We start from the raw sequence: 20,717 nt of genomic DNA, 5'->3' as shown, positions 1-20,717 counted from the left end.
AAAATGAATTGACGAATAAAAAAAATTAGTGTATGTTTTGTAATGTAAATAAAAGTTTTGTATAAGAAAACTATAAAGGAGAGAATGAAATGAATCAACATATTGGTAACTTAATTATTCGTATCGTGTTAGGGGTAACATTCTTCATGCACGGTTTAACAAAATTCCAATCAGGAATTGACAATATTGCAGGATGGTTTACAAGTATTGGTTTACCAGGAGGACTTGCATACGGTGTAGCAACGTTTGAATTAGTTGGAGGTCTATTATTAATTCTAGGTTTAGGTGTAAGATATATTGGATTATTATTTGCACTTGTTATGGTTGGAGCAATCGTAAAAGTGAAATGGTCAGCTGGTTTATTGGGAGATGGAAAAAATCCTGGTTTCGAATTAGAACTTGCATTATTAGCAATGGGTGCATACTTATTTGTTGCAAAAGCTGATGGCTTTGTAGATAATTTCTTAAAAGAAAAAATGTCAAAGAAGAACTAATTTAAATGGGGGGGCTAACAAGATGAGTTTTCAACTTCATCCCGATACAACACTTGATGTTGTTCATTTATACGTATCTAATGTAAAGAAATCACTAGAGTTTTATACGGAAGTACTAAGTATGAAGGTGCTAAGAGAAGAAGAAGCAGTCGTTACATTTGGGAATGAAAATGATGAACCACTTCTTATCATTGAAGAAAAGAAAGAAGCTTTTCCGAAGCAAAGAGGAAGAACAGGGTTATATCATTACGCAATTTTATTACCAAGTAGACAGGATTTAGCGAATGTTCTTCGTCATCTTGTAGAGATGGTATATCCACTACATGGCGGAGCCGATCATTACTTTAGTGAAGCTCTTTATTTAGCTGATCCAGATGGAAACGGGATTGAAATTTATCATGATCGACAAAAAGAAGTTTGGCGTGATGAGAATGGAGAACTCCCATTTGTTAGTAACCCGTTAGCTGGTGAAGAATTATTACAGCAAGGAAGTACATGGAATGGCTTTCCAGCTGGTACTGTGATGGGGCATATTCATTTTCATGTAGCTGATTTAGAGGAAGCGAAACGTTTCTATGTTGATGGTCTTGGTTTTGAAGTAACGATTCCATCTCGTAATGGAGCATTGTTCGTATCTGCAGGTGGTTATCATCACCATATCGGTTTAAATACATGGCAAGGTGAAGGGGTACCACCGCAAATGCCAGGTTCTGTTGGTTTGAAATATTTCACAGTTGTACTAGCGAATGAAAAACAAAAAGAGCAAGTATGTGAAAGCTTAAAAAATATTGGCAAGATTGCTACGTACAAAGATGGAATATTACTAGTCGAGGATCCATTTGGACATTGTATCCATTTCAAAATAAAAGGAGAAGCCTAAAAAGGCTTCTCCTTTTATTTTCTTATAATTGCTTTTTCGTTTTGTAAAAATAGTTCATCAAATTGTTTTGCAAGCTCAAAATCTAGTTTCGTTAAACCTTTTGCATTCCAAGATGACAAAGTAATAATAACTGCTTTATACTGGATAAGGATAAATGGATGGTGATTATGTTCTTCTGATAGTTTGGCGGCTTCAGAGACAAATTCGACTCCTTTTAAGTAGTCGGAAAACATATATTTTCGTTCAATCCATTTCTCATCTTTTACCATCCATTTATCTACCTTCAATAATTCTTCGTGAACTTCTTCTTCAGTTAATCTTAGCATCATTTTTCACATCCTTTACTGGAAGTAACGCAAGACCATTGTTAATAAGGCGTGTTACAGCTTCGTCAGTTGTGAAAGTAGAAAGTTGATGTAGTAATGCTGCCGATGTTTCATGCCCTTTGTTATGCTCTAAAAGTAACTCTAATACTTCAAGGCGCAGCAACCATTCTTTCGCATAAAATTTATTTAATACTTCTTGAATTGCTACTAATTGATCGATATGCGCGTCGTGTAAAATCCCCTCACTTCGAATATCTCGAACTGTTTGATACATACGTTCAAGTTCATTCAGTACAAGTGGAGCAGGAATTTCGTGAACTTCTTCATCCATTGGGAAAAATGCTGCGGCATCTGCGGCACCTGGGAATACTGAAGTGATTTGTGAGCCAACAGCCATATCAAATGCGCCCCATGAAGCATCAAATAAAACGCGGGCGTTATAAGTAACTGTGCAATCGATAAAGGAAATAAGAGCAATTTTCTTATCGTTTTTTACAATATCTGTTACTGTTCCTTTTACATGAATACCACTTGCAAAAGTAAACTCAGCGATAGTTCCAATTGTAATTCCTAATGATTGTAGTTGTTCGTCTGTACAATTTTCTAATGCAATATTTTCAGTGAGTAATCCAATCGGTGTTCCAAATCCGTCACTGTGTACAGAATTAGAATGATTTGCTAACTGTTTATTATGAAGCGCTAATGCCGTTGGCGAATTTGTTCGCATGTAAATTAATTCACCTGCATCGTTTTCAATTGTCTCGCTAAATGTACCTGTAATTTGTAATCCACTATTTAGCTCAGCTGTTGCATAGTTCTCAGAGCGAATTGCTTTTTCTAAACCTTCTTTTCCACCTGTTTTAAAGGCCATTGTTTTAGAAAATGTTTCAAGCGCATCTGTTAATTCTTCAAAGGATTCACAAACAAATAGTTGTGGTTGCATTTTTGTTACGTCATAAGTTGTCCCTATACATGCTTCGATAGAAAATGGAACCTTTTCTACAGCGTCTGTTAAGCAATGTTTGCTTTCGCCAACAGAAGAAAGGAGACCAGCACCATATATCTTTGGATCATCTATATTTCCGATCAATCCATATTCTACTGTCCACCAGAAAAGACGTGAAATTTGTTCAGCTTCTGATAAACCAGAAACTAAGTTTTGTTTTTCAATTACAGCATTTTCAGCAGCCTTAACTTCATCAGGAGTAGAAGTAGGGCTTTCTTTCACTATCGTTAATGTACGAACAGCTTCAAATGCATCATGTTCTTCTTTTGTAGAGAAAGCTTTTGCACCAATTTGCCCAAAACGTTTCACATATTTTGCATATGTAGGATCAAGTAAAATCAGTGCGTGTCCTGCGGCTTCGTGTACGATATCTGGAGCTGGTGTGTACTCGATATTTTCTACTTTCCGAATATCTGTTGCGATCGGTAGTAATCCGTGTCCTTGAAAATCGAAGAATGCTACGCCGGGAATAAGTCCGTCAATCGTTACAGCGCCCCAGCCACTTGGTGCCAAACACTCATTCATTTCTTCTACTTTTGGAATTGCATCTATATTAATACCAGATGATTGTAGTCCGTTCACATAGGCTGGATGAGCAACGTCTTTTAAGAAGCTATGATTCTGTCTCATAATGTAACGCCACACAGCGTGATTCACCGGTGTGTATTGATCATAATGTTGTGTGGATACGAATGGTTTTAAATGCGATGGAATTTCTGTTTTCTTTGTCATTTAGACATCCTCCTTTTTTTCTATAAAATTGAATATCGATTTCGTATAGCTTGTATCACCTCCCTTCATTATTTGTAAGCGCTTATAAAATTTTATCATAAGATTCGGAATTATTTAACATCTGTTTCTGTGAGAAATAGAAAAAGCCCCTATCGGAAAATCCGATAGGGGCGAAAGAATCGCGGTACCACCCTATTTGTAAGTGAAAATATACTTACATCTCAATTAATGATAACGGAAAAATTCCGTCTTTTCCTTCATGCATAAAAGCACTACGAAAAAGAAGCTCCAGAATTGTAATTCATACTTATATATGTGCTAATTTCCACCGACCATTAGCTCTCTGTAACAGGGATATAAGATACTACTGCGATTCTTTCAACGCGTATATATGAAATTGTGTAAGAGGATGGACGCAAAAAAGTCCCTATCGGAAAATCCGATAGGGACGATAAAAATCGCGGTACCACCCTATTTGTAAACAACTAATTGTTTACCACTCACTTTACGATAACGGAAAGATCCGTCTTTCTCTTCATGCATAAAAAGCATTACGGGAAAGAAGCTCCAGAATTGTAATTCACGCTTGTATATGTACTGATTCGCACCAACCATCAGTTCTCTGAGACAGTGATATAAGTCGCTACTAGTATTCCTTCAAAGCCGATATATAATTCGTTCAACTAAACTATGTTTTGTATTATAAAACTATATTAAAAAAATTGTCAACAAAAATTTTTTATCCCGTGTTAATGAGCAGTAAAATTCCTACCTCAAAATTCGGTTGGAGCAAAGAAGTGAGATGGGAGATTAACTGCCCGTAACTCCCGATTGGTGAAGGGTAATAATCAGTGGGGATGAACGAAATCTCTACTGATTAAAGTTTCACTTCTAAATTAACAGTTAAATTAGAGGTATTGCCAGCTGCATCAGTTGCTACAATGTGAATAGTATTTTTTCCTTCTTGTAATTGAGTACGATCGAAATAAATGTCATAGCTTTTCTCCCAAGGGTTCAGGAATGCCTGGTCCCATACACCATTTCCGTTAATTTCATATTGCATTCTCACTGGAATACCAGGTGCTATCCAACCAGATTCTGACATCCAATCTAGTAGAATATCATCAACTTTTCCTCTAATCACGAGATTTTCTTGGTCAACTTCGTATGTTAACTTAGGTGCAGTTCGATCAAGAAATACAGCAGCTGTTTGTTTTGTTTCTCCGCCAGAATTAGAAGCAACTGCTTCGATTTGATATAGCCCGTCAGCTAAAGGAGTTCCATCGGTTTTTGTACCATTCCATTTGAAAGGTTTGTATCCAGGAGTTGCATTTTTAGCTTGATGGATAATCCCTTGATACGTTACACGTTCTTTCGTAACTAAATTTGCATGCAATGTTACATCATCCACAGGCGCAACTAAATAGTAGTTGATGAGATTATCATCTAGTACGTGGTCGCCATTTGGGCTAAAAGTAGAATTAATAATTTCAAGTCCATCGATACGTTTATAATCTTTAGGATCGATACTAAATGTGAATGGAATTCGAATTTCTTCTTTTGCCCCTTGTTCTTTTACATATACATTTCCAGTATACACACCTTGTGGTAGTGAGCTATCTACAGTGATAGTAAATGGTTTTTCGGTACTACTATTTGGTTGAATGCTAATCGATGAAGGGACAGAAGCTTTTACTTTTGTGTTTGTGTTTGCATCTAGTAACTCCACACGAGTTGAAAAACTTTTCTTTTTACTAGAAAGGTTTTGTAATGTAACATTTTGCGTCAGTTTTACTTTTCCGCTATTTGGCTTAATAAGACCAAAACTGACATTGTTAGGTTTTACTAATACATTTGTTTGAGCTGCTTTCGGAATGTTAATTAAACCTGATCCTTGTGCCATAACAGGGTATGTATTTTCATTGACATCATGTAATGTTTTTGCATTGTTAGCAAGAGCCGCTTTCAATTGTTCTGTCTTCCAATCAGGATGCATTTGACGCAAGAGGGCAACCGCTCCAGCTACTTGCGGAGCAGCCATACTTGTTCCGTTATGCGATTCATAGCCGCCTCGCGGTACTGTACTAGTAATTTGTACTCCAGGTGCAACAACATCAGGCTTTATTAGCCAACTTCCTTGTGATGGTCCTCTTGAACTAAAGTTACCGATAAGTTCTGTTTGCTTTGGTTGTCCAATTTTTATATTTTTCTTTCGTTTTATAATTAAAGTTTTTAATTCTTCCCCATTTGTATTTGATAATTGCATTACTGGGACAGCTAGATGTTCACGTGAAAAATATTCCGGCATCATATTCATTTCTTTTTCGCTAGAGATTAATAACACACCAAGCGCCCCAGCTTGCTTCGCTTGTTCTGCTTTTACTAATGTACTAGAAGTACCTTGTAAAATAAGTGCGAATTTCCCTTTCACATCTTGTTTTGCATAATCACTTGGATTGCCATAACCAACGTATACAAGAGGGGAATCATTTCCTATTGGAAAATCGGATTTTGATAACGGTAACCCTTGATATGTTTTGCTGGAACCAGCTACTTGGAATGTTGGAAACGGGATAGAAACCGTAGATGCTCCAACAGAAATGACACTACTTGCGTTACCGGGAGCATCAACAGACCAAGGTTTTGGTCCGTCATTTCCATTTGAAACGACAGTAGTAACACCAAGTTTCGCTGCTCGTTCTAACGTTAATGTTACAGGCTGATCAGGTACATTTAAATCCTGCCCAAGGGAGAGGTTTAACACATCTGCACCATCTTGAATCGCTCGCTCAATCCCTTGGATAATATCATCTGTTGTACCAGTTCCACCGTCATTCATTACACGATAGGCTAGAATAGAAGCGTTTGGAGCAACGCCTTTAATTTGTCCATTACCCGCAATAATTCCAGCTACATGAGTACCATGTACGTTACCATCCATTGGATCGCTATCTTCATCAACCGTGTCATATCCACCGATGTAATTTGCCTTTAAGTCAGGGTGTGTATAGTCTACGCCAGAGTCGATAATGGCTACTTTCATGCCTTTTCCATCAAGCGGTTTGCCAGATGGATCTTTTAAATTCCACGCTTCAGGTGCACCAATTGTCGGTCCACCGATATTTGGTGCTTCTTCGTTAGTAGTACTTTTTGATGTTTCATGTAATTTATATGTTAAGTTCGGATAGACTGCTTTTACTTCAGGTAAAGAGGCAAGAGAGGTAATTTGATCTCCAGGAACTGAAATAGAGAATCCGGAAAATAACGTATTATACACTTCTTTAATTTTTGCACCAGGTGCTTTTTCTTTTATTTTCTTAGTCGTATCTTCTTGTGCTTTTTTTAGCTCAGCATGATAAGACTGCGCATTACTATTTTGTAAATCTGGAGCATGCTGAATATTACTTTGAGCAGCGAGAGGTGCATGTTGCAATTCTACAATTACTGATATTTCTTTTGTTGTTTTCGTTTCAACATTTTGAGCAATTTTATGTTCTCCCCACTGTTCAATCGTTGTTTTTAATTGTGGACTAAATTGCTTCTCCTTTTGTAGTGATTCAGCATGAGCGCTTAAAGCTCCAAAACTAGAAAAGACAAGCGCCATGCTTAATAGTGTAGATGTAGTTTTTTTCATTGATACTCCCCCTAATAAAAAGTGCCAATATTCAGAAATATAATCTTACATTTTAGTTAGAACTTATAAATATAAATGTTGGCTAAACTATACTTTCGACATAATTCATACCAATCCTCTATGAATTATGTCGAATCGATATTTTTCACATATTGTAGGAAGAAAGTGAGGAATGCTATGAGGGAAATGGAGTGATGGTATGAAAAGGCTAATAGTAAGTGGTAGTGTAGTGTTGTTTATGTTTTTATGTTCTATCGCTATTACTAGCGCAGAAAATAATAGTGTGAAAGTTGCTTTTATTCGTCATCATAACCTTTGGATTAAAGTTGATGGGAAAGAAAAACAACTTACAAAAGGAGAGAACATAATAGGGCCAAAGTGGTCACATGATGGAGAATGGCTGGCATATGTAAAAGGGGAGAAACAAAATATTCTTGAGTTATATCGGCTGAAAGATGGAAAGAAAGTTACGCCGTTTCACTCAGAAGCATCGAATTATCAATGGTCACCAACAGAAAATATAATTGCATTTATATTTACAGGTACATTGAATACATTTGATGTAGAAAAAAAGAATGCAGATTTTGAAAATGTATCGGCTGGTGTGGGTGATTATGCATGGTATCCTGATGGAAAGAACTTTCTTGTATCCTCTGAAGCGCACTTACTTCCAACAGGATGGACAGGGGCTCAGCTATATGAAGTGCAAAAAGATGCACATATGAATCCTCACAAAATGAAGCATTTGTATGCATTGCCAAATGAACATGATGATTTTCTAGCGCTAGTAGCAAGTGGCTTTAAGTGGTCACCAGATCAAAAGTGGATTTCATTTTTAGCGATACCGACAGCTTCATGGTCAGCTGATAGTAATACGCTTTGCTTAGTTCGAGCAGATGGTAGTCGGTTTGAAATAGTAGATCAAATGCTATTAAATACAGAATGGTTCAAATGGGCGCCATCAAAAAACATATTGGCTTATATTGAGGGAAGCGGGAGAGTTGCATTAGAGAATAAACATTTAAAAATAAAAGAACTGTCAGCACTCCAGCAGCAAACATTTACGCCGAAAGGATATGTGGATTGGGATTTTACATGGAAGAACGATAATGTAATTATCGTTTCACGAGCAAAAGAGGGAGGGTTTGAAACTCTGCCAGAAAAAAGGCCATTCCCATCTTTATATGAGATAAATAGCACAAGCGATAAACAATATCAAATTACAAAGTCATCTAATAAGCAAGGCGATTATCATCCAATTTTCATGAAGAAGAGCAATCAATTAATATGGATACGTTCAGATCGTAAGAAAGCTAATATATGGATAGCTCATAGTGATGGAAAACATGAAAAAAAGTGGATTGAAAATGTAGATATACCAGAGTGGTATTATGAGAAATGGAATTGGGAAAATGTTATCTCGGTGAAAGAAGAATAAAAAACTGCCTAAAAGATCGTTTTAGGCAGTTTTTTACTGTTATTTATGTGTTTTATTTGGCTTTTTTTTCGCTGGGTTTCCGTTCCCTTGGCGCTTTCTATTTTGTTCATCTTTTGCTTGTTTTTCATGTAGTGTATCTAAAAATTCATTCGAGTTACTCATGTTTATATCTCTCCTTTCATTTTGTCATGATTACTATAACCATTTAAGAGGATAATCATGAGTTAGAAGTTAGGCACTTAATTTTCTTCGATAATGTAAGTAAAATATTCCATACATAACAAATAGCATGAGTAAAACTTGTAACTCTACATTTGCCTTTAAAATAGCTGCGATAGGGTCTGGTAAGTACGGTGAGTTATCATTTGTGCTTAAACCTAACCATTTATTTAAGAGGCTAATGGTACAAAACATAAAAACACCGGACCAGCTTGCCGTAATTGCTTTTTGTTTAATTTTTGTTTCACGTTCATCATCTGTAATCCAAGGATTAGCAGTTTTATCACTACTAAAGAAGCCGTTTATATATCCCCATACAATCATTCCAATAAAGACAATTATCCATTTCATATATGTAATTCTCCTTCTGGTGTAAAAAGTATTTTACATGTAATATTGTAATATTTTAGAAACCTTCGTGTCAAACCTTTTTTACATATCGGTTTTTATACAGCAGGAATAAAGAATGCAATAGGGAAGAAATATGTGTGAGGATTTTATAGTAAGAGGAGACTGAATATGAAAATCGTTTTTGTTCGGCATGGTGAAGGTAAACATACAACGGATTTACCAGAAAGTTTACAAGTGTTTGACCCACCATTGACGAGAGTAGGAAAGGCTCAAGCTAAATTACTTCAACGTGATGTATCATTACAAGAAGCGGATATATTAATTGTTAGTCCTATACTTAGAACTTTACAAACGGCGACAATATGGAGTGCGAAAGTAGCTTGTCAAAAAATAGTCCATCCATATGTATCTCCACGTATTTTTCCTTATCGAGAAGGAGCGAAAACATTACCGTGCGATTATATAGTAGATCAGGGAATGATAACAAAGTTATTTCCGCATTTTTCGATAGAGAAAAGCTCAAATAATCAGTTATGGAAGGAAGGTATAAACACTATTTCAGAGAATAGTTTTCAGCAAATAGTAGATGAATTTCTTCTTTGGTGTTATGAACTGAGTGTTGAAAGAATTTGCATTGTATCTCACGATGGAACAATTACAGCATATAGGCAATATTTACAGAAAGTCGTTTTAAATAGATCAGACTTTTTGAAAGAAACGGGCATATATGAAATGGATATATCCCATAAAAGTCTGATTAATAAGGGCTGATTATAGGATGGGGTTGTATGTTGAATATTGCATTAGTAGTTGGTTTTAATTCGGATTTAGAGGCGCAATCAATCCGAGCATCTCTTGAGTATTTTGGTGCAAGAGTTGTGATATATTGGATTGGTAGACCGAAAGATTTTGTGGAAGTTCTTTCTGGAAAGAACTTATTTAACGATATTAATTATATTATTTTTTGCTTTCATGGTGAAGAAGGAAAGTTTGTCATGGAAGAATTAGACGAAGAAGTATATGAACAAGATGAACCGAGAGGATATTTTGGTACAGCAGAAATTTATAAATATGCAAAATTGCATAATACACATATTGTAAATAGCGGGTGCACGTTAGGGGAGAAAAATATTGCAAAATCTTTTTTACATAGTGGTGCAAAATCATATATTGGATCGATTGATTATGTAGATGGAAATGCAGCACTTATGTTTACTATACGCTTATTTTATGGGGTTATTAACCATGGGAAAACGTTAGAAGAAGCGTTTCAAGAAGCGAGTTTAATTGATGAGGAGACACATACATTTCGATTCTATAATTAGTGTGAAACACGTTTATTCTATATTCGAATAAACGTGTTTCACATTTAACTCACAATTATTTTACATTTTTTTCAATGAAAATGATTATCACCTGTGGTATGATATGTTCAAGTTTTTACAGGTAATAAAAGTTACTATATAAACGTTAGTTTTTAATGTTTCATACACATTTCATGAATTATTCATAATTAACATTTGAAAAATAAGTAACTAATGTTATTATATTAACTGTAACTAACTTAATTACAACTTTAGGAGGAAGATATGGTTATTCAATTTTTAAGAGAAAACAAAGCAGTTTCTTTTGTATTAGCAGTAATTCGAGTATATCTTGGTTACACATGGTTAATGGCTGGAATCGGTAAACTACAAGGAAAAGGATTCGATGCAACAGGTTATTTGCAAGGCGCAATTGAAAAATCTAAAGGTGCACAACCGGCTGTTCAATCTTGGTGGGCATCATTCTTACAAGAATTTGCAATTCCAAATGTAGATTTGTTTAATACGCTTGTAACATGGGGAGAAATTTTAGTCGGAATTGGTTTAATTGTAGGCTGTTTAACAAAAACAGCGGTCTTTTTTGGTCTTGTAATGAACTTTTCCTATATGTTTAGTGGGTCAATTGGTGTGAACCCTGAGATGGTTATCTTATCTATGTTTGTTCTTGTTGCCGGTATGAACGCTGGGAAATTTGGAATGGATGGCTTTGTTATCCCGAAAGTATTAGGATCAAAAACTCAAAAACGCCAAAAGCAAGCTGCTTAATATATGAAAACGGGTATCTCAAAATGAGATACCCGTTTATGTTATTTTTCAACTTTGATCGGATTGTTCTTAAAGAAGTCTTGTACATACCCGACAAATTCTTGTGGTTCTTGGCGAAATGGTGCATGATAACCTTTTTCAATAATATGTAAAGTGCTATTTTTTAAGAATTGATGATACGTTTCTCTTTCTTTCCAAGAAACGCTACTATCATTTCTGCCCCATATAATTAAAGTAGGCTGTTTCATTTCATTCGCATTAATTTTAAGACGTCTAGGCCATAGTTTCATTTTGTTATAATGCTCTTCATCGTTACGTTTGAATTTCACTTTGCTCTCATCATAATCAGTAATAGAAGAAACGGCATTTAAATCAGTCGACAATTGTGGTTTTGGTGAGCCTTGTTTAGTAACGAATGTATGAGGACCACCTGTAGCATCAGTTAAAATAAGGTGAGTAACTGCTTCAGGATATAAATATGTTAAATTTAGAGAAATTTCTCCCCCCATGGAATGCCCCAGTATTGCGAATGAATCATACCCTAGTTTTTTCATTAATTTATAATACAAATTTGCATGAGTTGGAAAAGAATAATAAAAATCCATTGGCTTAGATGAGCGCCCGAATCCTAAAGCATCTACAGAAATAATTGTATGATCTTTTGCTAAATCGGAGTAAATCTTTTGAAAACCATCTGATGACCCTCCAAAGCCATGAATCATAAGTAAAGGTGGTTTTTCATTACCAATCTTTTTAAAGTAAATGGTTTGACCATCTATTTCTACCATTTTTTCCTCGGTAGCTAGTTTAGCTGTAATTGTATTTTTCACTTGCTTTACTTGTTCTACTGGCTTTTCTGCTGCACTACATCCTACTAATAGTGTAAGAGTAAGACAACCTACCATAAAATAGCTAAATCGCTTCAATTAGGTGTCTCCTTTCTAACATAACGCTGTATCTATCATAGCAAATAGCATATTAAGATTTCCAGGAAGTTGGCTACCATTTTTTATCATAAGAGGTGAAAGGAGCGTTTCTTGGAAATTTTCTGTTTGAAGAAATTTACGAAATGTAAATTGTGAGTGTGGGACATCAATTCGTACTATACCATTCCAACATTCACATATCTTTTTTAATAATTGAATAGCATCTTCTTCTTGCTTGGCGATAAGTGGATTGATACATAATATATTGCCCTTTCGTATGCATAATGAAAAAGCTTCTATACGGTTATTTCTTTCAATTTTAAAAGCGTGTATGGCCCTTGGTAATAGCAAAGAGTAAAGTAGAGAACGATTCACACCAGTTGCAATTTGATCAAGAGAAGTAAGAGATATAAGGTCTTCTTCTCGTACTTGTTGTAAGTGAGAAGGATACGTCTTAGTAGTTTGCTTTTCAAAACGATGAATTGTTGTTGCTGTTTGAAATCCACATGATGTGTATAGAGGTTCGCCAACTTTTGTCGCAATAAGTGCAATTGGTTGTTTTGGATGAATTTGTTCCAAGCAATGATTTAGCAACATGCGCCCTATTCCTCGTCCTTGAAAATTAGGGTGAACGATTAACATACCAATGGAAGTGAAGTTACTTGTAAAGGGAAATACTCCTCCAGTCGCAATGAGTTTGTTTTCATGAATATAACCTACAAGTGTGCCGATAGAAAGATACATTTCGAATTGCTTTTTCATAAAAATTTCATCGTGTAACCATCCAACAGATTTGCAAAGATTAAGTAATTCAAAAATAAAAGACTCATTTAGCTTTACTATTTTCATAAAGGCTCACCGCATTTCTATTTAATTTCATAAAAATAGAGTCAAAATGTAAAAAAAAGAGATTTACGTTAAATGAAATCCAACCTGTTTATATTTAAATTGTAAAGGGCAGGATGGCTGATACGAAGAGACAAAGTTATACAAATTATAACTGATATTTACATAAGTTAACAAAAAATTTACATACAGCTAATTTTCTCTTAATAGTCTTCCATTAAATTTGATAGTGGGAAATGAATAACCTAATTAGGGGGACAAGACAGTGAAAAAGTTTGTGAAAAAAGCATGGCCATTTGCAGTTGTGGCATCATTAGCAGTTACTTCGGTAGCAACATGGAATTTTACTCGTTCTAGTGAGGTTAATGCAGATGAGAACGGAAGCAATGCAAAGATTAAAAATGTTATCGTATTAATTGGGGATGGTATGGGCCCTTCATATATGACGGCTCACCGTTATATGAAAGATAATCCAAAAACCTTTGAAATGGAATCTACAGAATTTGATAAGCATCTTGTAGGAACACAAAAAACATACCCAGAAGATGAGCATGAAAATATTACAGACTCTGCATCAGCAGCAACAGCTATGTCAGCAGGGATTAAAACATATAATGCTGCAATTGCAGTTGATAATGATAAAGCGGAAGTGAAAACGGTTCTTGAGCAAGCGAAAGAAAAAGGGAAATCAACGGGACTTGTTGCAACTTCTGAAATTACACATGCAACACCAGCTGCTTTCGGTGCGCATGACATTAGCCGTAAAAATATGGACGCAATTGCAAATGATTATTTTGATGAGAAAATTAAAGGGAAGCATAAAGTAGATGTTATGCTTGGCGGCGGTGTAAAGAACTTTGTTAGAAAAGATCGTAATCTTACAGAAGAGTTTAAGAAATCTGGTTATAGCTATGTAACGGATCGAGATCAATTGTTAAATGATAAAAATGATCAAATTCTTGGTTTATTTGCACCAGGTGGATTAGATAAAATGATTGATCGTAATGATAAAACACCTTCATTAGAAGAAATGACTAATGCAGCAATTGAGCGTTTGAACAAAAATAAAAATGGTTTCTCCTTAATGGTGGAAGGAAGTCAAATCGACTGGGCTGGACATGATAATGATATCGTTGGTGCAATGAGTGAAATGGAAGACTTCGAAAAAGCTTTCAAAGCAGCGATTGAGTTTGCGAAAAAAGATAAAAATACGTTAGTTGTTGCAACGGCAGACCACGCTACAGGTGGATTATCTTTAGGTGCCAATGGCGAGTATAACTTTAAAGTAGATCCAATTAAAGCTGCAAAACGCACACCAGACTTTATGGCAAATGAGATTGCAAAAGGTGCAAATGTAGAAGAAACATTGAAAAAGTATATTGATTTACAATTAACTCCAGAAGAAATTCAAGCTGTAAATGATATAGCTCCGTCAAAAGATGTAACAAAGATTGATAATGCAATTGAAGATATTTTCAATAAGCGCTCGGTTACAGGCTGGACAACTGGTGGACATACAGGGGAAGATGTGAACGTGTATGCATTTGGTCCAGGTAAATACTTATTCTCAGGCGTTCAAGAGAATACAAATATAGCGAAACGTGTCTTTGATATCGTTGGCGGTGGCGATCCGAATAAAGGAAGACGTTAATTAAGAGCGAAAGTGAGGCGAAATGCCTCACTTTTCTTTTTAGGAGTTGGGAATATGGAAAAAATATTTAGGAAATTAAGATTCCTTCTAGTATTTGTAGTATTACTAGTTGGATGTCAACAAGAAGAGAATAACGTAGAACAAAAATCTACTACTAAAAAAACTGAGGAAAAGGTACAAATAACAAAAGAAGAAGAGAAATCTATTCAAGATGTTATTACTACATTTGTGCGAACGACGAATGAAAAAAATTTTGCAGAACATATGGAGTTATTTTCAAAGAAGATGCCTAGTGCTGAAGACTTAAAAACACAAAAAGAAGCCGCATTTCAAAAGGGAAATAAGAAGATTGAATTGGAACATATAGATATGAAAGCTAGTAAAGTAGGGTATGTTATTGTTGAAACGAAAGAAAAGGAAGTAGACGATAGTGTCACTCTTCAAAAGAAAGTACAGTACGCTCTTGGAAAAGAAGATGAGAAATGGAAGATTGAAGAGGTTCGCACGATAGAGAAAAAATAACGTGAAACTTTAATAAGTGTGGGAGTCGCACTTCTAAAAAATGGTACAAAAAAGGTTCTCATTGGCGAGAACCTTTTTTTATAGTGGTAGCATAATTTGATTTGAGCATGCCTCAATATCATCAATATCTTGACGAATTGTGGCCATTTTATTATCAAGATCTTCAGCTTTCATTGCTGCATCATGTAGTTCATCTTTTAAATACTCCGGTATTTTCCCTTCATATTTATAATAAAGTTTGTGTTCTAAACTTGCCCAAAAGTCCATTGCCAGTGTACGTAACTGAATTTCTGCAAATACATCTTTTGTACCAGAATTCAGTGATAAAGGATATTTAATAATCATGTGTAAACTTTTATAACCGTTTCCCTTTGGATTAGCGATATAATCTTTTACCTCTATGATTTCCATATCTTCACGCTTTTGAATGACTTCTTTTAAATGATAAATATCTTCTACGAAGCAACATGTAATACGAATACCAATAATATCTTGTAAATGCCTTTGGGCATTTTCAACTGTCGGTAATAAATTTTTACGTTCAAGCTTTTTAATAATACTTTCAGGTTGTTTTAGTCTTGTTTTTATATGTTCAAACGGGTTGTAATCCTCTAAAAATTGAGCTTCCCGGTTCATAATTTCAAATTTAGTTTTTAACTCTTCTAAAGCAAATGTATATGGTAATACAAAAGCTTTCCAGTAGTTAACTGTTGATTGATTATATTCCATTTTATATACACACCTTTTCCTATTTACAAGTGAGGTTGTTATTATACTAAATACCAAATCATATAAGCACAAGCGGCAAATGATGAGATCATAAAGCGATATTTAGTTTTCATACTTTCAACTCCTTTCGAGTAAGATTCTATATAAATAAACGTGATTGTTAATAAGTTCACTATGTACAATTTCTATAGTAATAGATTCGTGTGAATTTCGTATGAACTAATTGTTTCAGCTTTTTGTCTTTTTTGCTGTTAATCATAATTATTATTCGGATTTAAAGTGTTTTTATTTGATTTATCCATTTGTATAAATTAATGTATATTTAAATTTATAGTTATTAAGGAGGATATACGGTGAACTTTGAAGAATTAGCAATTGCTAGACGTTCTGCAATGAAATTTATACAAGGTATAGAAATCCCTGATGAGGATTTTAAAAAAATATTTGAGTTAACTAAGCTTTCTCCATCTTGCTATAATTTGCAGCACACACATTATGTTGTAATTCGTGATCAAGAGCGAAAAGAAAGATTAAAAGAATTAGCGTTCGGTCAATATAAAGTATCGAGTGCATCAGCGGTAGTGCTCGTTTGTGGTGATAAAAGAGCATACCAAAATGTTGAAAATATTTACTTCGGTATGAAAGTTTTAAAAATGATTGATGAATGCGAATATGAAGATACCATTAGGCAAACGAAAGGTTTATATGAAGGAAAAGGAGAGCGTTTCATGGAGGATGAAGCGATTAGAAATGCTTCGTTAAGTGCGATGACTTTTATGTACGCAGCTAAATATTATGGCTATGATACATGTCCAATGATTGGTTTCGATGAAAAAGCAGTACAAAGTGAATTAAATATGCCAGAGCATGTAATACCTGTTTTAATGATTACGATAGGGAAAAGTGATACGACTAAAGTTCGTCCAAGAGGATATCGAAAGCCAATTAGTGAGTTTGTTACATACGAATCGTTTTAATAAAATTTATTTAACTATAAAAACAAGGGGATTCTAAATAGAATCTTCTTGTTTTTGCAATTGACAAATAGAATGAAGTTTTATAATATATAAATCGTAATCATTACGTTTTAGTTTGCGATCTTTGAAAGAAAGGAGAATTACCTATGCGTGTAAATATTACATTAGCTTGTACGGAGTGCGGTGATCGTAATTATATTTCTAAAAAAAATAAACGAAACAATCCAGAACGCATCGAACTAAAAAAATATTGTCCACGATTAAAGCGAGTAACGTTACATCGTGAGACGAAGTAGAAGACTAGAGATATCTCTAGTCTTTTTTTGTTAATAAGTTTTGGTTTTCTTTGTTATAATTACCTTAAATTGTAACGAAGGAGAGGGTATGGTGAATCAAAAAGATAAAGAAAGAAAAGAGCACGTAGCTCATATTATTGAAATTCCAGATGAATATAGGCTTGTTGTAGATGATCAAGAAGGGGTTGATGACCCGTATCATCTATTATGGTGGGGACATAAAGATGATGAGGAGAAACAGATACAAATTACATTAAATAGACATACTGGTAATTTAATTGAATTTAGGATAGATGATGGAAATTCTTTTTCGAGTGATAAGGGAGCGATAGAGGAGAATAAAGCAAGAGAGGTTGCAAATACATTCTTAAAAAAATATACAAAAGAAGGATATGAATTCTATACATATGTAACGGTTAAGGACGACAGGCGCGGTTGGAAAGAAGTAAATTATATGCAAGAAGTGAATAGCTATCCATTGCCGAATACTGGGTGTGTTGTGCAAGTGCACCCTTCAGGTAATGTTGTGCATTTTCATTACAATGGACAAAAAGCCATAGAGAAAAAACCGTTATGGCCAAGTGAAATTGTTGGGGAGAATATCGTTTTAGAAAATTTGAAAGCTAGACAAGATATGAGACTTGTATTTGTAGATTTAACATACTCTTCATGTGGGTATGAAAACGGGGAAGAAGTAAAAGGGTACCATCTTGTATATGAACCAGAGCCTAGTCATGCGTTTATTGATGCAAGTACAGGTAAAGATTTATATGGGCCAGAACACTATAAATTACCTTCTACAGTACTTGTTGATAAACCGCTAAAGAGTAGTCAAAAAAAAGATGTGTTTGATTTATTTGATTGGGACAAGGGGAAGTTTGTCAAAATAGATGAAAAAGTAGATGAGGATGAAGTCCGGATAAAATTTGTATTAAAAGAAGAATTACAAAAAGAAATAGAAGAGAAGGATTCATATTCAATGGATGAGTTTTATAAAAAACATTTTCCAATGTTGAAACATGATGAATTCGTTGTAATTACTCTAGATAAAGAAACAAATCAATTGCTTTCTTTTTTTATGTGGAAGGATGAGAAAAAAAGGAAAACAATCTTATCAAGAGAGCAATGTTTAAGCAAGGCACTTCAATTTTTAGAGCATATTATCCCAGATGCGACAAAGTATGTTCAACTTTGGGATAATTATGAGGAGGAAGAGGGGATAGAGAGGTTTTCCTTTTCAATCTATGTAAATGACATTCATGTAGAGCGGAAATATATTATGATCAACATCAATGCAGAAAATGGTGCTGTGATGCACTACTCTGGAGAGTCTGGCAACTTTATAAAAGAATTACTTACATATGAAACAACACCAAAAGTAACAAAAGAAAAAGCGTTAGAAATATACAGAGAGGCTATCCGAGTTAAATTAGAATGGTTTGTAGATCATGATGCAGAGGAAACGAAATACAAACTACTGTACAAACAAACGACAGATGAAAAACATAAAGAACCTTTTGATTGTAGTCGGGAAATTCGTTATATTGATGCCCAAACTGGGAGAAAGATTTGGAGTAAGTAAAGTAAAAAGAGTTATTTTTCAAAGAAAATAACTCTTTTTATTTTTATAATTTGTCTGTTCGTTTTTCAAAATTAAATGTGATAGGAAGATTGGAAGAAGAATTATCACTTTTAAATGTTACTTTCCATTCTTTAGTATGGGCTTTAATTTCAAAATTAAGAAGATTCATCGCTCTACGTTTATCTATTTCTAAAAACATATTATGAATTTCTGGTTCTTGCTGTAAATTAAGAGCCTTTAGTGTGACTGTTAATGTGAAAAAATTTTGCCCTTCATATACTATTTTTGATATTTTTGTTTTTTGTGTATTTAACAGTATATAAAAACGGTCTGATGGAGTTAATTGTACAGAGTCATCAGTAATTTCATTCTCGCTATTATAAAGTTCAACTAAGAAAGATGTACTATGGGAAGAATGTTTTTTGCTTGTAATCTGTAATTCAGTAGGAATCATCGGTATTTCATAAAAATCATTCCTTATTATGTTATTGTAATCCTCTGAAAATTTACGGACTTCTTTTGGAAAAGAGTCTTCTTGTGTACTTAAAAAAGTTTTATGTTGCTTTGGAGTTTTTTTACTAAAATTTAATGTTTCTTTAAAGTAATAATTGGATCCAGTTAAAAATAAAAAACTACAAATTAATAAAAAAATTCGATACGGATTTTGAAAGTTAAAGAACAGTAGTATACATGTAATAAATCCAATTACATAGAAAATAAAGATAAGTAGTTCTAGTTTTGAGTGAAAGGAGAAACCATAATTATGAAAAAATTTCATTCCAATTATAATTTGAGCTCCAAAAAACAAAGAAATTCCAAATTGAAAAAATAATAAATCAGGCCCTCTCTTAATAACAAAAGTAATGAACGAAATGAAAAGTAAAAATACCCCTAAATAAATTGTTACATTTAATAATCGATCTAATGTAAGCATGAATAGTTTCCCCTTTAATAGCATATTCATATATAAATAACAATTTTATATAATTATAATATAACAATAAAATATTTTAAATGTTGGAAGTGTTGAGTTTTATAAATAAACTGTACAGACACAAACAACCTCAAGCCCACATACACATAATAAAGACCACTATTTTGGCGGAGGTGAAAGGTTTGAGTCTATTCGCCGCAATTGGATATATGGTTCGAGAAGTGTTTGTCTTTGTTTCTTATGTGAAAAATAATGCGTTTCCGCAGCCGTTATCATCAGATGATGAGAGAAAGTACTTAGAGTTAATGGAGCAAGGTGATGCTCAAGCGAGAAATCTTTTAATTGAACATAATTTACGGCTTGTAGCTCATATCGTTAAAAAATTTGAGAACACAGGAGAAGATGCAGAAGATTTAATTTCAATTGGTACGATCGGGCTCATTAAAGCGATCGAGAGCTATTCTGCAGGAAAGGGAACGAAGCTTGCGACGTATGCAGCACGCTGTATTGAAAATGAAATTTTGATGCATTTACGTGTACTAAAGAAAACGAAAAAAGATGTTTCACTTCATGATCCGATCGGGCAAGATAAAGAGGGCAATGAAATATCGCTTATTGATATATTAAAATCAGAGTCTGAAGATGTAATTGATATGATTCAGCTTAGTATGGAGTTAGAAAAAATTAAAGAGTATATCGATATTTTAGACGAAAGAGAAAAAGAAGTGATTGTGAAACGTTTTGGACTTGGGCTAGATAAGGAGAAAACACAGCGGGAAATCGCTAAGGCGCTTGGCATTTCTAGAAGTTACGTATCACGGATCGAAAAGCGTGCTTTAATGAAAATGTTCCACGAGTTTGTAAGGGCAGAGAAAGAGAAAAAAGCGAAAGAGTAAAGTGTATTAGAAGCAGCCATATTTTAAAATAGGCTGCTTTTCTTAGTGTAAATAAGAAAAGAAAACGCGTTATGCTAAGAAGAAATACATGTTCACTGTTGAAAATGACGGATTCTATCTGTAATATTAGAAGGTGCTAAATAATTTAAGAATAATACCATACTTAGTTTTCTGTATGTATAATAAGG

21 protein-coding genes and 2 other annotated features are annotated in these 20,717 nt (G+C 34.3%); of the genes, 12 read left to right on the top strand and 9 right to left on the bottom strand.

What is annotated here, in order from left to right; translation table 11 throughout:
* Positions 1–89: 89 nt before the first annotated feature.
* Positions 90–494: a DoxX family protein gene (locus ACQRBL_RS21720; RefSeq protein ID WP_001071553.1), complete on the top strand. Its 405-nt coding sequence runs from the start codon at positions 90–92 to the stop codon at positions 492–494.
* 22 nt (positions 495–516) lie between these two features.
* Positions 517–1,374: a VOC family protein gene (locus tag ACQRBL_RS21715; RefSeq protein WP_411995647.1), complete on the top strand. Its 858-nt coding sequence runs from the start codon at positions 517–519 to the stop codon at positions 1,372–1,374.
* Between the two features lie 14 nt (positions 1,375–1,388).
* Here ACQRBL_RS21715 and ACQRBL_RS21710 read toward each other — a convergent pair whose 3' ends face one another.
* From ACQRBL_RS21710 to ACQRBL_RS21700, 3 genes are all read right to left on the bottom strand, one after another.
* On the bottom strand, positions 1,389–1,703 hold the full coding sequence (locus ACQRBL_RS21710) for a 4a-hydroxytetrahydrobiopterin dehydratase (RefSeq protein WP_000979537.1): 315 nt from the start codon (positions 1,701–1,703) through the stop codon (positions 1,389–1,391).
* Entirely contained in the window at positions 1,684–3,438 is a 1,755-nt protein-coding gene (locus ACQRBL_RS21705; protein WP_411995646.1) for an aromatic amino acid hydroxylase, read from the bottom strand. The genes ACQRBL_RS21710 and ACQRBL_RS21705 overlap by 20 nt, the downstream gene beginning before the upstream one ends.
* 163 nt (positions 3,439–3,601) lie before the next feature.
* Positions 3,602–3,829: a binding site (T-box leader), on the bottom strand.
* A gap of 50 nt (positions 3,830–3,879) precedes the next feature.
* Positions 3,880–4,108 (bottom strand) — a binding site (T-box leader).
* 207 nt (positions 4,109–4,315) lie between these two features.
* Positions 4,316–7,072 carry a S8 family peptidase gene (locus tag ACQRBL_RS21700; protein WP_097987086.1) on the bottom strand — a complete coding sequence of 919 codons (2,757 nt, stop codon included), beginning with the start codon at positions 7,070–7,072 and terminating at the stop codon, positions 4,316–4,318.
* Between the two features lie 199 nt (positions 7,073–7,271).
* Here ACQRBL_RS21700 and ACQRBL_RS21695 point away from each other — a divergent pair, with 199 nt between their 5' ends.
* Positions 7,272–8,510: a TolB family protein gene (locus ACQRBL_RS21695; protein ID WP_411995645.1), complete on the top strand. Its 1,239-nt coding sequence runs from the start codon at positions 7,272–7,274 to the stop codon at positions 8,508–8,510.
* 39 nt (positions 8,511–8,549) lie between these two features.
* Here ACQRBL_RS21695 and ACQRBL_RS21690 read toward each other — a convergent pair whose 3' ends face one another.
* Together ACQRBL_RS21690 and ACQRBL_RS21685 are read right to left on the bottom strand one after the other, a co-directional pair.
* A complete protein-coding gene (locus ACQRBL_RS21690) occupies positions 8,550–8,672 on the bottom strand; it encodes a DUF4023 domain-containing protein (RefSeq protein WP_000071866.1) in 123 nt (40 codons plus the stop codon).
* 69 nt (positions 8,673–8,741) lie between these two features.
* Complete coding sequence (locus ACQRBL_RS21685; protein ID WP_000871151.1) at positions 8,742–9,080, bottom strand: hypothetical protein; 339 nt, start codon at positions 9,078–9,080, stop codon at positions 8,742–8,744.
* Between the two features lie 168 nt (positions 9,081–9,248).
* Between ACQRBL_RS21685 and ACQRBL_RS21680 the strand changes: the two genes are divergently transcribed.
* The 3 genes from ACQRBL_RS21680 (at position 9,249) to ACQRBL_RS21670 (ending at position 11,170) form a co-directional block, all read left to right on the top strand.
* Complete coding sequence (locus ACQRBL_RS21680; protein WP_411995644.1) at positions 9,249–9,851, top strand: histidine phosphatase family protein; 603 nt, start codon at positions 9,249–9,251, stop codon at positions 9,849–9,851.
* 17 nt (positions 9,852–9,868) lie between these two features.
* Positions 9,869–10,405: a hypothetical protein gene (locus ACQRBL_RS21675; RefSeq protein ID WP_021036060.1), complete on the top strand. Its 537-nt coding sequence runs from the start codon at positions 9,869–9,871 to the stop codon at positions 10,403–10,405.
* Between the two features lie 264 nt (positions 10,406–10,669).
* Positions 10,670–11,170 (top strand): DoxX family protein, encoded by a 501-nt coding sequence (locus ACQRBL_RS21670; RefSeq protein WP_000236608.1) that lies wholly within the window; start codon positions 10,670–10,672, stop codon positions 11,168–11,170.
* Between the two features lie 41 nt (positions 11,171–11,211).
* Here ACQRBL_RS21670 and ACQRBL_RS21665 read toward each other — a convergent pair whose 3' ends face one another.
* Both ACQRBL_RS21665 and ACQRBL_RS21660 read right to left on the bottom strand, forming a co-directional pair.
* Positions 11,212–12,096, bottom strand: a complete 885-nt coding sequence (locus tag ACQRBL_RS21665) for an alpha/beta fold hydrolase (RefSeq protein WP_411995643.1) — start codon at positions 12,094–12,096, stop codon at positions 11,212–11,214.
* Positions 12,097–12,111: 15 nt separating this feature from the next.
* Positions 12,112–12,945 (bottom strand): GNAT family N-acetyltransferase, encoded by an 834-nt coding sequence (locus tag ACQRBL_RS21660; RefSeq protein WP_411995642.1) that lies wholly within the window; start codon positions 12,943–12,945, stop codon positions 12,112–12,114.
* A gap of 262 nt (positions 12,946–13,207) precedes the next feature.
* Here ACQRBL_RS21660 and ACQRBL_RS21655 point away from each other — a divergent pair, with 262 nt between their 5' ends.
* Together ACQRBL_RS21655 and ACQRBL_RS21650 are read left to right on the top strand one after the other, a co-directional pair.
* Positions 13,208–14,593: an alkaline phosphatase gene (locus ACQRBL_RS21655; protein ID WP_411995641.1), complete on the top strand. Its 1,386-nt coding sequence runs from the start codon at positions 13,208–13,210 to the stop codon at positions 14,591–14,593.
* 54 nt (positions 14,594–14,647) lie between these two features.
* Positions 14,648–15,115 (top strand): hypothetical protein, encoded by a 468-nt coding sequence (locus ACQRBL_RS21650; protein WP_000411095.1) that lies wholly within the window; start codon positions 14,648–14,650, stop codon positions 15,113–15,115.
* 78 nt (positions 15,116–15,193) lie between these two features.
* On the opposite strand, the gene ACQRBL_RS21645 is transcribed toward ACQRBL_RS21650, so the two are convergent.
* Positions 15,194–15,844, bottom strand: coding sequence for a GTP pyrophosphokinase (locus ACQRBL_RS21645; protein WP_000456210.1), 651 nt, complete (start codon positions 15,842–15,844; stop codon positions 15,194–15,196).
* A 353-nt stretch (positions 15,845–16,197) separates the two neighbouring features.
* On the opposite strand from ACQRBL_RS21645, the gene ACQRBL_RS21640 reads away from it, so the two are divergent.
* The 3 genes from ACQRBL_RS21640 to ACQRBL_RS21630 all read left to right on the top strand — a co-directional run bounded on the left by ACQRBL_RS21640 (position 16,198) and on the right by ACQRBL_RS21630 (position 18,699).
* A complete protein-coding gene (locus ACQRBL_RS21640; protein ID WP_001008498.1) occupies positions 16,198–16,821 on the top strand; it encodes a nitroreductase family protein in 624 nt (207 codons plus the stop codon).
* Between the two features lie 146 nt (positions 16,822–16,967).
* Complete coding sequence (gene rpmG / locus ACQRBL_RS21635) at positions 16,968–17,117, top strand: 50S ribosomal protein L33 (RefSeq protein ID WP_001265617.1); 150 nt, start codon at positions 16,968–16,970, stop codon at positions 17,115–17,117.
* Positions 17,118–17,205: 88 nt separating this feature from the next.
* Entirely contained in the window at positions 17,206–18,699 is a 1,494-nt protein-coding gene (locus tag ACQRBL_RS21630) for a YcdB/YcdC domain-containing protein (protein ID WP_043924709.1), read from the top strand.
* Positions 18,700–18,742: 43 nt separating this feature from the next.
* Here ACQRBL_RS21630 and ACQRBL_RS21625 read toward each other — a convergent pair whose 3' ends face one another.
* Complete coding sequence (locus ACQRBL_RS21625) at positions 18,743–19,663, bottom strand: hypothetical protein (protein ID WP_003271732.1); 921 nt, start codon at positions 19,661–19,663, stop codon at positions 18,743–18,745.
* Positions 19,664–19,815: 152 nt separating this feature from the next.
* Here ACQRBL_RS21625 and sigK point away from each other — a divergent pair, with 152 nt between their 5' ends.
* Positions 19,816–20,529 (top strand): RNA polymerase sporulation sigma factor SigK, encoded by a 714-nt coding sequence (gene sigK, locus ACQRBL_RS21620; RefSeq protein WP_000051382.1) that lies wholly within the window; start codon positions 19,816–19,818, stop codon positions 20,527–20,529.
* Positions 20,530–20,717 lie beyond the last annotated feature (188 nt).

The sequence above is a fragment of the Bacillus sp. AF62 genome (assembly GCF_050312695.1).
GTDB classification, from domain to species: domain Bacteria; phylum Bacillota; class Bacilli; order Bacillales; family Bacillaceae_G; genus Bacillus_A; species Bacillus_A cereus.
This window is presented reverse-complemented; position numbering and strand designations above follow the sequence as displayed.